This is a genomic window from Maribacter sp. 1_MG-2023, assembly GCF_030547005.1.
In the GTDB taxonomy this organism is placed as follows: domain Bacteria; phylum Bacteroidota; class Bacteroidia; order Flavobacteriales; family Flavobacteriaceae; genus Maribacter.
Map to the genome: position 1 here is coordinate 123785 of NZ_JAUOPN010000004.1, position 14448 is coordinate 138232.

At 36.7% G+C, this 14448-nt stretch carries 10 protein-coding genes and 1 tRNA gene; 2 read left to right on the plus strand and 9 right to left on the minus strand.

The features are described from left to right. Positions 1-2: 2 nt before the first annotated feature. The 4 genes from Q4500_RS06610 to Q4500_RS06625 are packed head-to-tail and all read right to left on the minus strand — an operon-like array spanning position 3 to position 6842. A complete protein-coding gene (locus tag Q4500_RS06610; protein WP_303598917.1) occupies positions 3-533 on the minus strand; it encodes a DUF3341 domain-containing protein in 531 nt (176 codons plus the stop codon). Positions 534-535: 2 nt separating this feature from the next. Continuing rightward, positions 536-2281 carry an NrfD/PsrC family molybdoenzyme membrane anchor subunit gene (gene nrfD / locus Q4500_RS06615; protein ID WP_303598918.1) on the minus strand — a complete coding sequence of 582 codons (1746 nt, stop codon included), beginning with the start codon at positions 2279-2281 and terminating at the stop codon, positions 536-538. A 32-nt stretch (positions 2282-2313) separates the two neighbouring features. Then, entirely contained in the window at positions 2314-5436 is a 3123-nt protein-coding gene (locus tag Q4500_RS06620) for a TAT-variant-translocated molybdopterin oxidoreductase (RefSeq protein ID WP_303598919.1), read from the minus strand. A 35-nt stretch (positions 5437-5471) separates the two neighbouring features. Then, positions 5472-6842 carry a c-type cytochrome gene (locus tag Q4500_RS06625; RefSeq protein ID WP_303598920.1) on the minus strand — a complete coding sequence of 457 codons (1371 nt, stop codon included), beginning with the start codon at positions 6840-6842 and terminating at the stop codon, positions 5472-5474. 231 nt (positions 6843-7073) lie between these two features. Between Q4500_RS06625 and Q4500_RS06630 the strand changes: the two genes are divergently transcribed. Further along, a complete protein-coding gene (locus tag Q4500_RS06630) occupies positions 7074-7445 on the plus strand; it encodes an SPOR domain-containing protein (protein ID WP_303598921.1) in 372 nt (123 codons plus the stop codon). 56 nt (positions 7446-7501) lie between these two features. On the opposite strand, the gene infB is transcribed toward Q4500_RS06630, so the two are convergent. The 3 genes from infB to rimP are packed head-to-tail and all read right to left on the minus strand — an operon-like array spanning position 7502 to position 12094. After that, the gene (gene infB, locus Q4500_RS06635) at positions 7502-10345 is read right to left on the minus strand and encodes a translation initiation factor IF-2 (RefSeq protein ID WP_303598922.1); all 2844 of its coding nucleotides are present in this window, start codon (positions 10343-10345) and stop codon (positions 7502-7504) included. 42 nt (positions 10346-10387) lie between these two features. After that, positions 10388-11620: a transcription termination factor NusA gene (nusA, locus tag Q4500_RS06640; protein ID WP_073242344.1), complete on the minus strand. Its 1233-nt coding sequence runs from the start codon at positions 11618-11620 to the stop codon at positions 10388-10390. A 12-nt stretch (positions 11621-11632) separates the two neighbouring features. After that, positions 11633-12094 (minus strand): ribosome assembly cofactor RimP, encoded by a 462-nt coding sequence (gene rimP, locus Q4500_RS06645; RefSeq protein WP_303598923.1) that lies wholly within the window; start codon positions 12092-12094, stop codon positions 11633-11635. 221 nt (positions 12095-12315) lie between these two features. Between rimP and Q4500_RS06650 the strand changes: the two genes are divergently transcribed. Further along, positions 12316-13641 (plus strand): cation:proton antiporter, encoded by a 1326-nt coding sequence (locus Q4500_RS06650; protein WP_303598924.1) that lies wholly within the window; start codon positions 12316-12318, stop codon positions 13639-13641. A 45-nt stretch (positions 13642-13686) separates the two neighbouring features. On the opposite strand, the gene Q4500_RS06655 is transcribed toward Q4500_RS06650, so the two are convergent. Together Q4500_RS06655 and Q4500_RS06660 are read right to left on the minus strand one after the other, a co-directional pair. Beyond that, the gene (locus Q4500_RS06655; protein ID WP_073242340.1) at positions 13687-14019 is read right to left on the minus strand and encodes a hypothetical protein; all 333 of its coding nucleotides are present in this window, start codon (positions 14017-14019) and stop codon (positions 13687-13689) included. A gap of 253 nt (positions 14020-14272) precedes the next feature. After that, a tRNA-Gln gene (locus tag Q4500_RS06660) sits at positions 14273-14343 on the minus strand. Positions 14344-14448: the final 105 nt, after the last annotated feature.

Below are 14448 nucleotides of genomic sequence, written 5' to 3' on the forward strand. Positions count from 1 at the left end.
ATTTAATGACTGTTTTTTTCTGAAACATTAATTTCTACTGCACCAGTATCCATTAATAAATCTCTTAATTCTTGCTCGTTGTCATGGATTTCAATCTCCATTAAAAAATGATCATCCGTAGTTCTTACATCTGGATTCTCTGCTTCCTTAAATGGCCACAATCTACTTCTTAGGTAGAAAGTAATTACCATTAAGTGAGCAGCGAAGAAAACCGTTAATTCGAACATAATAGGCACAAATGCAGGCATATTCTCAAGGTAGCTAAAGCTTGGCTTACCACCAATATCTTGAGGCCAATCTTCTATCATGATATAATTCATCATAAGAGTAGCCACGGTAATACCTACACAACCATATAAGAAAGCTGTTATCGCCAATCTTGTTGGGGCTAACCCCATTGCTTTGTCTAATCCGTGTACAGGAAAAGGACAATATACCTCTTCAATATGAAGCTTTGCTGCTTTAACCCTTTTAACGGCAAGCATTAGCACATCATCATCATCGTAAAAAGCGTGTATAACTTTAGATGCCATATTTATCTTTTGTTATTTAATAAAATTGCTGCTTGCCCTGCCCAGTCATCACGTTGTGCTCTTCCTGGAAAAGAACCTGTAATAGAATCTAACAAATTGTATTCACTCTCAGTCATTCTAGCTACTTGAGCAAATGTGTAAATTCCTATCTCATTCAAAGTAGCTTCCATTTGAGGTCCGATACCTTTAACTTTCTTTAAATCATCAGCCTCTTGTGTAGTCGCATCAAATGATCCAACTGCACTTAACAAATCAGACACTCCAACTTTATCTCCGACAGTAGGCACTACTTCACCCATCAAAACATCATCAGTAATCGGCTCTTTAACCTCTGCCTTTAACTTTGTTATTTGATACATCGGCTTACCAGAATCTCTTAAGGTCTTATACTTTTCACCAGATGCTTTCAAGATAGATTTTACCTCTGCCTGTGCAATTACAGGGAATGTTCTAGCATATAACAAGAACAATACAAAGAAGAAACCTATTGTACCAATAAAGATACCGATGTCAACAAATGTTGGTGAGAACATTGTCCAAGAAGATGGAAGATAATCTCTATGTAAAGAGGTTACGATAATCACGAATCTTTCAAACCACATACCTATGTTTACCACGATAGAAATAAAGAAAGAGAACATGATACTAGTTCTTAATTTTTTGAACCACATGAACTGTGGAGAGAATACATTACAAGTCATCATTGACCAGTAAGCCCACCAGTAAGGTCCGGTTGCCCTGTTCAAAAACGCATACTGCTCGTATTCAACACCTGAGTACCATGCCATAAACAGCTCTGTAATGTAGGCACAACCTACAATAGAACCCGTTAACATAATTACAATATTCATTAACTCAATATGCTGAATAGTAATGTAGTTTTCTAAATGACATACCTTTCTCATTATAATCAACAAGGTGTTCACCATAGCGAAACCAGAGAAAATTGCACCTGCAACAAAGTACGGTGGAAAGATAGTTGTATGCCAACCTGGTATTACTGAGGTAGCAAAATCAAAAGATACAATTGTGTGTACAGATAATACTAAAGGTGTTGCAAGACCCGCAAGAACCAATGATACTTCTTCAAATCGTTGCCAGTCTTTAGCACGACCACTCCAACCAAAACTTAACAAACTGTATATCTTCTTTTGAAAAGGCAAAACAGCTCTATCACGAATCATCGCAAAATCAGGTAGAAGACCTGTCCACCAGAACACTAATGAAACAGATAAATATGTTGAAATTGCAAATACATCCCAAAGAAGTGGTGAATTAAAGTTTACCCACAACGAACCAAATTGATTTGGAATTGGAAGTACCCAGTACGCCAACCAAGGACGACCCATGTGAATAATTGGAAACAAACCTGCCTGAACTACAGAGAAAATTGTCATTGCCTCTGCAGATCGGTTAATTGCCATTCTCCATTTCTGACGGAACAATAATAATACTGCCGAGATCAATGTACCGGCGTGACCGATACCTACCCACCAAACGAAGTTGGTAATATCCCAAGCCCAGTTTACTGTTTTGTTAAGACCCCAAGTACCGATACCGGTAGAGACCGTATAAATAATACAACCTACTCCCCAAAGAAATGCCACTAAAGCAATGGAAAAAACTATCCACCAGTGCTTGTTTGCTCTGCCTTCTACTGGAGCGGCAATATCCACAGTTACATCGTGGTAGCCTTTGTTCCCAATAACTAGGGGTTTACGTATAGGTGCTTCGTAATGCGACGCCATAGACTTTTGTTATAATTACTTTCTACTATTGTTTATGCTTCGTTGGTGTTTCTAACCTTAACGTGATAGAAAACATTTGGTTGAGTACCTACATGCTCCAATAAGTGGTACATACGGTCACTCGCTTTTAATTCTGCTACTTTACTCTTCTCATCATTAATATCACCAAATACAATGGCTCCATTACTACAAGCTGAAGAACAGGCTGTTTGGAATTCTCCGTCAGCAATAACACGCCCGTCTCTTTTAGCATCAAGAATAGTTTTTTGTGTTTTTTGAATACACATAGAACATTTTTCAATAACACCTCTAGAACGAACATTTACATCTGGGTTCAATACCATTTTACCCAAATCGTTATTCATATGGAAATCAAACTCGTCATTGTTATTATACAAGAACCAGTTAAATCTACGCACTTTATACGGACAGTTGTTTGCGCAATATCTTGTTCCTACACACCTGTTATAAGCCATTTGATTTTGACCCTGTCTACCGTGCGATGTTGCCGCTACAGGACAAACAGTTTCACAAGGCGCATGATTACAATGTTGACACATTACAGGCTGAAAAGCAACCTGAGGATTAGCAGAAGGATCTTCTAACTCACCGAAACCTCCTAATGAACCAGCATCACCAAATAAACCTTCAAAACCATCTTTCTTTTCGTTATCACCTTCGAAAGTTTCTTCTGAAGAATAATATCTATCGATACGCAACCAATGCATATCTCTTGATTTTCTTACTTCAGCCTTACCAACTACCGGCACGTTATTCTCAGCATGACAAGCAATAACACATGAACCACAACCGGTACAAGCATTTAAATCGATTGACATATTAAAATGATGCCCAATGGTACGATCAAAGCTATCCCACAAATCAACAGATGTTGCAGGAACTTCTTGGTGATCTAAAGAAACCATAGGAACCTCATTCCACTCAGAATGATTTTTAGTATTGAATATCTCTAAAGTTGTTTCCTTTATGATATCTCCTCTACCCATCAGGGTTTTATGCAATTGAATACAAGCAAACTCATGGTTACCTCCAACTTTTTCTACACTTACAGATTGATTAGCATTGAAACCATCATACAAAGTAAAGGCGTTAACCCCAGTTTGCATATCTTCTTTCAATCCTACTTTCTTACCATAACCAAAAGAAAGACCTACAGTACCTTTTGCTTGACCTGGTTGAACTACAACCGGAACTTGATCAATACTTACACCATTTACAGTAAGCTTTACATAGTTACCATCCATACCGCCATTAGCGACATTTACATTCTCTACACCTAGCTCAGCAGCATCAGCCTTAGAAATAGTAGCATAGTTATCCCAAGATACTCTTGTAATTGGATCAGGGAACTCTTGCAACCAAGGGTTACTTGCTTGCTGACCATCACCCATACCTACTTTTGAATACAAAGTAAGCTCCATACCATCACTGGTAGTATTTGCTAAACTACGAATAGCAGAAGCCATAGAAGTATTGGTAACAACCTCAGTAGCATCTTCTACAACAGCAGCTACATTTTGTGTAGCGCCTTCAGCATTAACAACCATAGTGTCTGCACTGAAAACACCATCTTGCAACGCCTGGTTCCAACTAGCTCCGTTAAGAACAGAAGAAGACCATGTATCTTTTATATAATCATAATACGTTTGCTCGCTTCCAAGTAATCCTAAAACTACTGTTTGAAACTGCTTTGTATTAAATAATTCTTTAATTGTAGGCTGCATTAAACTGTAATACCCCTTTTTGATTTCAATATCACCCCAAGACTCCAAGTAGTGATTTGTAGACCCAACATACTGAACAGCCTCCGTAGTTTCGTTCCAATTTGTTGAAAAAGCAACAGTTAAGTCTACTTTTGACAAACCTTCTTTGAAATCTGCTGCATTAGGCAAAGAATAAACAGGATTAACCCCATCCATTAACAAAGCACTAACTCTACCAGCTTTCATATCGGCAATTAAAGCATTTACAGCTTTAACACTACCCTTTCTTACATATTTTGGTGCAGCAACGTCAAATGCCTCACTAGATAACATTTCGTTAATTGCCAAAACAACCGCCTGAGCATTAACATCATCTAAACCAGTTACAACAACCGCACTTGAACCTGCTTTCTTAATTTCTGTAGTTATAGAATCAACCAATGCATCATACTCAGAGGTGTTACCACCTACCGAAGTACCGTTTAGTTTTCCATATAATTTAGCCAAAACAACTTTCTGTGCACTTGGCTTCATAGCCACACGTTTGTCAGCATTTGCACCGGTTAAAGACATATTCGCCTCTAACTGCACGTGTCTTGACATTTTACCGTTCTTAGGCACACGACCTCTAGAATAACCAGCATCATATCCTCCACCTTGCCAATCAGCAATAAAATCTGCCCCAAAAGAAACAATAAGACCAGCTTTTTCGAAATCATAATCCGCCAAAGCTCGCTTACCATATTTATTTTCAAAAGCATTTAACGCAGCATCTTCTGAAATTGCGTCATAAGTAACATGAACAACATTTTCATTAGCCGCAACTAAATCAGACATTAAACGATCTGTTGAAGGACTAGCGTATGTTTGCGTAAGTACAGCTATCTTTTTAGCAGAACCCTTAAGTTCACCCATCTTAGCTTTTACTGCTGCATTCAACACATCCCATTCAACAGGCTCTCCATTTGCTAATGGCCCTTGTAATCTAGTACTATCGTACAAAGAAAGAACAGAACCCTGAATTCTTGCATTTGCAGAACCTCCTATTTTAGCCAAGGTATTATTCTCAACTTTAATCGGACGACCTTCACGGGTCTTAATTAAAATGCTTGCAAAATCAAATCCGTTAGCTATAGTTGTTGCATAATAATTTGCAACACCTGGAACTATATTCTCTGGCAATACCACATAAGGAATCGATTTTACAACCGGACCTTCACATGCTGCTAAAGAAGCAGCTGCGGTACTAAACCCAACATACTTCAAAAAATCTCTACGATTTGTATTTGTAGAAGACAAAGTTTCCTTGTCACCCAAGAAATCATCCACAGGAATCTGCTCTACAAATTCATTCTGCTTTAGCGCCTCAACAATGGAATCGTTAGGATTTAACTCCGCCTCGTTCTTCCAATATTTTTTGTTTGATGCCATACGTATTATCTGTAATTAGCTTCTTTAAATTATTATTAATAGTGACATTTACCACATTCCAGTCCACCCAACTGAGCAGCTGTTAAATTCTCTACACCGTACTTCTTAGAAAGCTCAGCATGTATTTTCTCGTAATACTCATTGCCTTCTACTTTCACGTTTGTTTCTCTATGACAATCAATACACCAACCCATTGTTAATGGAGAATATTGATACATAATTTCCATTTCCTCTACAGGACCGTGACAAGTTTGACATTCAACACCAGCAACAGAAACGTGCTGTGAGTGATTGAAATATGCGAAATCAGGAAGATTATGTATTCTAACCCATTCTACAGGCTGACTATCGCCAGTATAGTTCTGAGTTTCCTCATCCCAACCTACTGCTTTGTATAATTTCTTAATCTCACCAGTATAGAATTCATTCGTATAACCATTTTCCAAATCTTCCTGAGAAGGTCCTTCCGGATTACCCGTGTACTCATAAACCGATTTATGACAGTTCATACATACATTCAATGAAGGAATACCCGAATGCTTAGAAACTCTAGCCGAAGAGTGACAATACTTACATTCAATTTTATTATCACCAGCATGAATTTTATGAGAATAATGTATAGGCTGAATAGGAGCATAACCTTGATCAACCCCTACTTGCATCATCCAACCGTACGCAAAATAAGCACTACCCAACAACAAGACGATTGCAGTAACCAAAACTAAAAATTGATTTTGAGCGAAAGCTTTCCAAATAGGAGTTCTTTTTGAAGCACTATCTTTTTCTAGCACAATACCGTTTGCCTGCGCTATACGCTGCAGCGTTTTATTCACTAACAACAGCATAACCACTAACAAACCAAATACAAGCACCAAAGCACCTAATATGATTTCGTTAGAAACACCAGCAGAACCAGTAGTTGCAGCAGCAGCCTGAGCATCACCCGCAGCAGGAGCCGGCGCAGCAGCAGGAGCAGCAGCGGTATACGCTAAAATATCATCGATATCACTATCTGACAACGTCGGAAAAGCAGTCATTGCCGCCTGATTATACTCAGCATAAAGCTTATTAGCATAAGCATCTCCTGATTTGATAACACCAGGACTATTCTTAATCCAAGCGTACAACCATTCTTTACCTAAGCCCTCATCTTCGCTTAGTCTACTTTCTACATTTTCTAATGCAGGTCCGGTCATCTTACGATTCAACGCATGACATGCAGCACAATTCTGATTGAACAATGCTTTACCATTTTTTGCATCACCGGCACCAGCAGCCAACTCAGTGGTTGCATCGTCAGCAACAGGTTCATCCTGCGCTGTTAACGGACTTAAAAAAAGCAAAAATGCTATTAGGGATAAACCTAAAATTTTAGAAAACTGATTTCGGTTTGGAACCTTTTTCATATATCGAATATTTCTATCGGAATCTTGGCATGATTTTGGTCATAGATGAAACCAATTATAATCCACCAAATGCCTAAATCGAAGACAAAAATACGACATAGACTTTATTTGGAAAATGTTAATGTATCTATAATTTACAATTTAGAAATATTCTAAATAGATCTCGATTTATTTGTTTGATCCTTAATAAATTACTTTTGCGTGTAACAAAAATAAAATTAAAAATAGGTTATGAAAATTCTAAGTACCATGGTGGTTTTTGCATGTTTTGCTCACTTTAGCTATGCGCAAGGTGCAAATGTAAACATTGAACAAAACCCAAAGATTGATCAGTTGCTAGAAATCTATAAATCTTCTCTAAGCAATAATGAATATTACAGAATACAGGTTGGATTTGGAAATTATGCCAAAGCACAAAGAATAAAAGCAAATGTAGAGGAAGATTTTCCAGATTTGTCATCTAAAATAGATTTTGACTCTCCCACTTACAGAGTTAGAGTTGGTAGATTCACTTCTAAATTAGATGCAGAGCGAAAGTTTAACGAGGTACGAATTAAGTATCCTGATGCAATGTTATTAAAACCAAAAAAATCGACCAAATAGGTCGATTTTTTTTTGCTTTATTTTTAAAGAGATTTAAATGCTCTTCTATTAAAATCCTATTTAGACTTCAATTTCTTCTTCACTGCAACTTCTTGGAATGCTTCGACGATATCACCTTCAATGATATCATTATAGTTCTTGATCTGAAGACCACAATCATATCCTTTTGCTACCTCTCTAACATCATCTTTAAATCGTTTTAAAGAAGTCAATGTACCAGTGTATATTACTACACTATCACGTATTAATCGAATATTAGAATTTCTAAAGATTTTACCAGTAGTTACCATACAACCTGCAATGGTACCAATTTTAGAAATCTTGAATGTTTCTCTAATCTCAGCAGTACCAGATATCTCTTCTTTCATTTCAGGAGACAACATACCTTCCATCGCATCTTTAAGATCATTGATCGCTGCATATATAATAGAATACATACGGATATCAATTTCCTCTTTTTCAGCGATTGCCTTAGCATTACCCATTGGTCTTACATTAAAACCAATTATAACAGCATCTGAAGCCGAAGCTAACAACACATCTGATTCTGTAATAGGACCAACTGCTTTATGAATAATATTTACCTGAATTTCATCGGTAGATAATTTCTGGAAAGAATCGGTAAGCGCTTCAACAGAACCATCAACATCACCTTTAAGGATAATATTAAGCTCTTTGAAATCACCTAATGCAATTCTACGTCCGATTTCATCAAGTGTTATATGACGTTGTGTTCTAACAGACTGCTCACGTTGTAATTGAGATCTTCTTGAAGCAATTTGTTTAGCCTCACGTTCATCTTCTAACACATAGAACTTATCACCTGCTTGAGAAGCACCATCAAGACCTAAAATAGATATTGGTGTAGACGGTCCAGCCTCCTTAACAGTATGACCTCTTTCATCTTGCATTGCCTTAATTTTACCACTAGTGGTACCAGCTAACACATAATCGCCTATTTTAAGTGTACCCGACTGTACTAATACAGTAGACACGTAACCTTTACCTTTATCTAAGAAAGCTTCTACCACAGTACCTGTAGCATGCTTATCTGGATTTGCTTTTAACTCTAGCAATTCTGCTTCAAGTAAAACTTTCTCCAATAATTCTTTAACACCTAAACCAGTTTTAGCAGAAATATCATGTGATTGTATTTTACCTCCCCAATCTTCTACCAGTAAGTTCATTTGTGCTAAACCTTCTTTAATCTTATCTGGGTTAGCAGTAGACTTATCTACTTTGTTTATTGCAAAAACGATTGGCACACCAGCAGCTTGCGCATGGCTAATTGCTTCTTTCGTTTGTGGCATAATATCATCATCTGCCGCAATTACAATAATTGCAATATCTGTAACTTGAGCACCCCTTGCACGCATCGCGGTAAACGCTTCGTGACCAGGTGTATCTAAGAAAGCAATGCGCTCTCCATTCTCAAGAGTTACACCATATGCACCAATATGTTGTGTAATACCACCACTTTCACCGGCAATAACATTTTCTTTACGGATATAATCCAATAAAGATGTTTTACCGTGATCCACGTGACCCATTACAGTAACAATAGGCGCTCTTGATTTTAAATCTTCAGGAGCATCTACCTCTTCTACTATACTTTCTTCAATATCAGCAGTAACGAAATCTACTTCATAACCAAACTCGTCAGCTACAATAGATAATGTTTCAGCATCTAAACGCTGATTCATCGTTACCATTAATCCTAACGACATACAAGCAGAAATAATTTCAGTCGTAGAAACACCCATCATAGTCGCAACCTCAGTTGCAGTAACGAACTCAGTAACCTTAAGTACTTTGTTCTCTAATTCCTGTTGTTCTAGATCTTTCTCAGTCTGCTCACGATGCTGATCTCTTTTACTTCTTCTGTACTTAGCACCTTTACCCTTCTTGGATTTACCTTGAAGTTTTTCTAGGGTTTCACGTACTTGTTTTTGAACGTCTTCTTCAGTAGGCTCTACCTTTGCAACAGGTGCAAATCTTCCTCTACCTTTATTTCTATCACCAGTGTTACCAGTATTTCTACTTTGACCAGGACCAGAAGGATTTTTTGTAACAATTCTTCTACGTCTCTTTTTACGATCAACAGCACCAGCAGCAGGTTTTTTATCTTCCTTCTTTTTCTTAGGTTTCTCAAATTTGCTAAGATCGATTTTCTCTCCTGCAATTTTTGGACCTGATAGTTTCTGATATTGAGTCTCAATAGTCTTTGGAGCTTCAGGCTCTGGAGCAACTTCAGCTACAGGCTCTACTTTAGCAACTTCCTTTTTAACTTCTGGCTTCTTAGTTTCCTCAACTTTAGGCGCAGCCGCTTTTGGAGCTTCAACTTTAGGTTCTTCTTTCTTTACCTCTGGCTTCTTTATCGGTTGAGAAACTATCTTAGGACCCTGTAAGACTACCTTTCTAGTTTCCTTAACCTCAACCTTAGGCGCAGCTTTTTCTTCTACTTTGGGAGCAACCTTTTCCTCAGCTTTCGGAGTCTCCTTAACAGGTTCTTCCTTAACTTTTTTCTTAGGATTAAGATCTATTTTACCGACCATTTTAGGTCCAGAAAGTTCAACCTTACCAACCAAAGCTTTCTCTTCTGATTCAGCGTTTCTTCGCTCACGGGACAAGCGACGATCTTCTTGTTCTTTTTCTAATCGAACTCGAATTGCCTCCTTCTCCTTACGCTTTTCCTCGCCAACTTCCTTTGAAGCTACCTTTTTACTCTTATCCGTCTGGAACTCGTCAAGCAAAACTTGATAAACATCATCGGAAATTTTTGTGGTAGGCCTCGCTTCCACATCATGTCCTTTTCCGTTAAGAAAGTCCACTGCCCTATCCAAGGAAATATTAAGTTCACGTAGAACTTTATTAAGCCTTATTTTTGCATTGTCTGCCATAAATACTGATTCCCGTTCTTTTATTTAAGCGCTAATATATAGCTAATCTTCTAATTCTTCTTTTAGGATACGCACAACTTCTAAAATAGTTTCCTCTTCTAAATCTGTACGCTTCACTAAATCGTTAACATCTTGTTCTAAGACGCTACGTGCTGTATCAAATCCGATCTTCTTGAATTCCTCTATAATCCAAGCATCGATTTCATCAGAGAACTCTGTTAATTCAACATCTTCCTCTACTCCTTCACGGAACACATCTATCTCATAACCAGTTAATTGACCAGCCAATCTAATATTATGCCCACCTCTACCAATAGCTTTAGAAACCTCTTCTGGCTTCAAGTAAACTTGCGCTGTCATCTTTTCTTCATTCAACTTAACAGAAGAAACTCTTGCAGGACTCAATGCCCTAGTAACTAACAATTGAGGGTTAGCCGTCCAGTTGATAACATCTATATTTTCATTACCTAATTCACGAACAATACCATGAATTCTAGATCCTTTCATACCTACACAGGCACCTACCGGATCAATACGGTCATCATAAGAGTCTACAGCAACCTTCGCTTTTTCTCCTGGTATTCTAACCGCTTTCTTAACAGTAATCAATCCGTCGAACACCTCAGGTATTTCCTGAAAGAACAATTGCTCCAAGAATTTAGGTGAACTTCTAGACATTATTATAGTAGGTTTAGCACCTTTTAATTCTACACTTTCAATAATACCTCTTACATTATCTCCCTTACGGAAGAAATCTGAAGGTATCTGCCTATCTTTTGGCAAGATTATCTCATTACCTTCGTCATCTAACAAAATAATAGCTTTATGACGAATGTGATGAACCTCTGCCGTATATATTTCGCCCTCTAAATCTTTAAAGTGCTTATAAATAGTTGTATTGTCATGCTCATGAATTTTAGAAATAAGATTCTGACGTAATGCCAAAATAGCCCTTCTTCCTAAATCAATCAACTTCACTTCTTCAGACACATCTTCACCAACTTCAAAATCTGGCTCAATTTTACGAGCAGCAGTTAATGAAATTTCTTCATTCGGCTCTTCAACCTCACCATCGTTTACAACGATACGGTTTCTCCAAATTTCTAAATCACCTTTATCTGGGTTGATAATGATATCAAAGTTATCATCTGAACCAAACTTCTTTTTAAGCGCATTTCTAAAAACATCTTCCAAAATGGCCATCAATGTTACCCTGTCTATGAACTTATCGTCCTTAAACTCTGAGAAAGATTCAATTAACGCAATATTTTCCATTGGTAATTACAATTAAAATTTTAATACAACTTTTGCTTTAATAATATCTGAAAAATTTACTTCTTCTTTTTTCTGAACGGTCACTTTTCCTTTACCTATCAGCTTAGGCTCTCTAGCTTTCCACTCCAAAACAATAGAATCATCATTTACAGCGGTTAAATTTCCTTCAAACTTATCGTCGTTAGTACGAACTTCAAGTTTTCTGCCAATATTCTTCACATATTGACGAGGCATAACCAAAGGAGCCGCTGCACCTGCAGAGGCAACTTCAAGGGAAAAATCGTGTTCTTCACGATCTAAATCATTTTCAATAGCCCTACTTATTTTTATACAATCATTAACCGTAACTCCATGGTCACCGTCTATTACCACATGAATGCTATTATCAGCACCCATAGTGAAATCGATTAAAAACAGGGAGGGATCTTCTTGAAGACCTTGTTCCAATAATTCTTTTACTTTTTCCTTTAGCATAAATAATAAGTAATAAAAGAGGGGACTAATTGTCCCCTCATGAATACTTTTATATCCTTTCAGCTTTGCAAATATACAATAAATTTATTTTCCTACAATAGTCTATTTACACCTAATTCATTCACTATGAAAACAATCAAAATAAATAATAAGTACAACAAAAAATATGCGCTTTTAGAAATTATCTTATTTTTAGCCTAACACCAACCAAAATAACACTAATGGAAATTCTTTCATCTTACAACCTAATTATAGGTGCATCCTTAATTGTAGTATTATCATTCTTTTTTAACGGCATCTCTAAAAAAACCAATATACCGGCTGTACTCATGCTTATTGTCTTGGGTATTCTCATCAAAATAGGACTTGAATTTTTTATACCAGAAATACCAGATTTCAAAGGTTCGTTAGAAATTCTTGGAACAGTAGGCCTAATAATGATTGTTTTAGAGGCAGCTTTAGAATTAGAATTAAAGAAAGAAAAGTTATGGCCAATTTTAAAATCTATGGCAATCGCGCTAATTGGTTTAGTAGGATCTGCTTATGTCGCCGCTTTAATTCTAAATCAATTTATACCTAATATGACCATGCAATCTGCATGGCTATACGCTACACCATTATCCATATTATCTAGCGCTATCATTATACCTAGCGTAGGCGGATTGAGCGAAGAGAAAAAAGAATTCCATATTTATGAAAGCACCTTTTCTGATATCATGGGTATCATGATGTTTTACTTTTTAACAGGAAAACTAAACCCTGCAGAAGATACAGGGGCTGTGGGTTTTGGAATAAATCTGGTTGTTACTATAGTTATTGCTTTGGTCGCTAGCTACGCCATAATATTAGTCTTTCAACGTATTAAAAGCCAAGCCAAACTATTCTTACTTATTTCTGTTCTACTACTTCTTTATGCAATTGGAAAAAAAATGCATCTATCTTCTTTGATCATTATACTTGTTTTTGGTCTAATTGTTAAGAATGTAAATCTGTTCTTTCCAGGGAAAACAAAGATTTTTCTAGAAAATGAACGAATGCAACAAATTTACCATGAACTTCATATTGTTACTCTAGAAACAGCATTCGTAGTCCGTACTTTTTTCTTTGTAATATTTGGTATCACCATTGTATTATCATCACTGCTAAGCGTTAACGTAGCCATTGTCAGTTTACTGATTATAGCATCGATTTATATCATACGCTTTTTAGTGCTTATTGTTTTTGTTGGCAAGGATATGCTTCCGCAATTATTTATCGCCCCAAGGGGATTGATTACGGTATTATTATTCTACGCAATACCAATGGAAGCACAAATTGAAGGTTTCGAATCTGGCATTCTACTGTTCGTAATAATTGCTACCAGTTTAGTAATGACATGGGCCATGATTCGCGATAAACGAAAAATGGGCACTATACTAGACGAAATTGACGAAGAGATTGCAGAAAGGAATTTAGCTGAAGATGCAATTAGACAGTCGGAAAACAAAGAACTGATCGAACCTAAAAATGACACCTCTGAACAAATAAACCCTGAGGATACTATCTAAAAGGGATTACAAAGCAGTACTAATTATAATACAAAATTGAAAGAGTTATTGAGGCATAAATGAAGCATGCACTTCTACCTGATCGCTGTATGCTTGTGGTTCAGCATCATCCAAACTATCTACTTCTTTACGAAAACGAAGTATCATAAGGGTATCTAACTGCTGATCTATACTATCTTTTAATACTCTCCAGTTAGATGAGTTCATTTTGTTATTGTACTCCATAATCTTGTTAAAGCGATCTAAATTATAGCGATTCGCCTTCCAAGCATGAGCCGTACTTTCTTCATGTTTTACGTCTTGCATATAGAATCCAATTCCAAATCCAAGTAAAACAACAATCAATAATATCTTTAAAACTTTTGGAGAGAGTTTCATAGGGTTAAGTTCTTTAGGGTACCAAAGTATATAATAACACGATCGAAATGGTTTCTTTTCCGATAAATTTGTAACGTTATCGGACTAAATGTACAAAAATACTTACATACAGTTCATCATTTCTACATATTCAGCTTTTAAATATGAATGAATAGCGAAGGTCTTACAGTTCAAATCAAAATAAAATGATATAAATCATAAAAAACAAAAATCCCGATATCAAATGACATCGGGATTATATTTGCTCTCTTAGTTGGCCCACAAGGATTCGAACCTTGAATGACGGTACCAAAAACCGAAGTGTTACCATTACACCATGGGCCAATACCTTTTTAAGAGGCTGCAAATTTAAAACAAAGTTTTGTTTCACCAAACATTTTTTAAAGTAAAAATGAAAAAAATCTACTTTACCTATGTTAAAGGTTTATA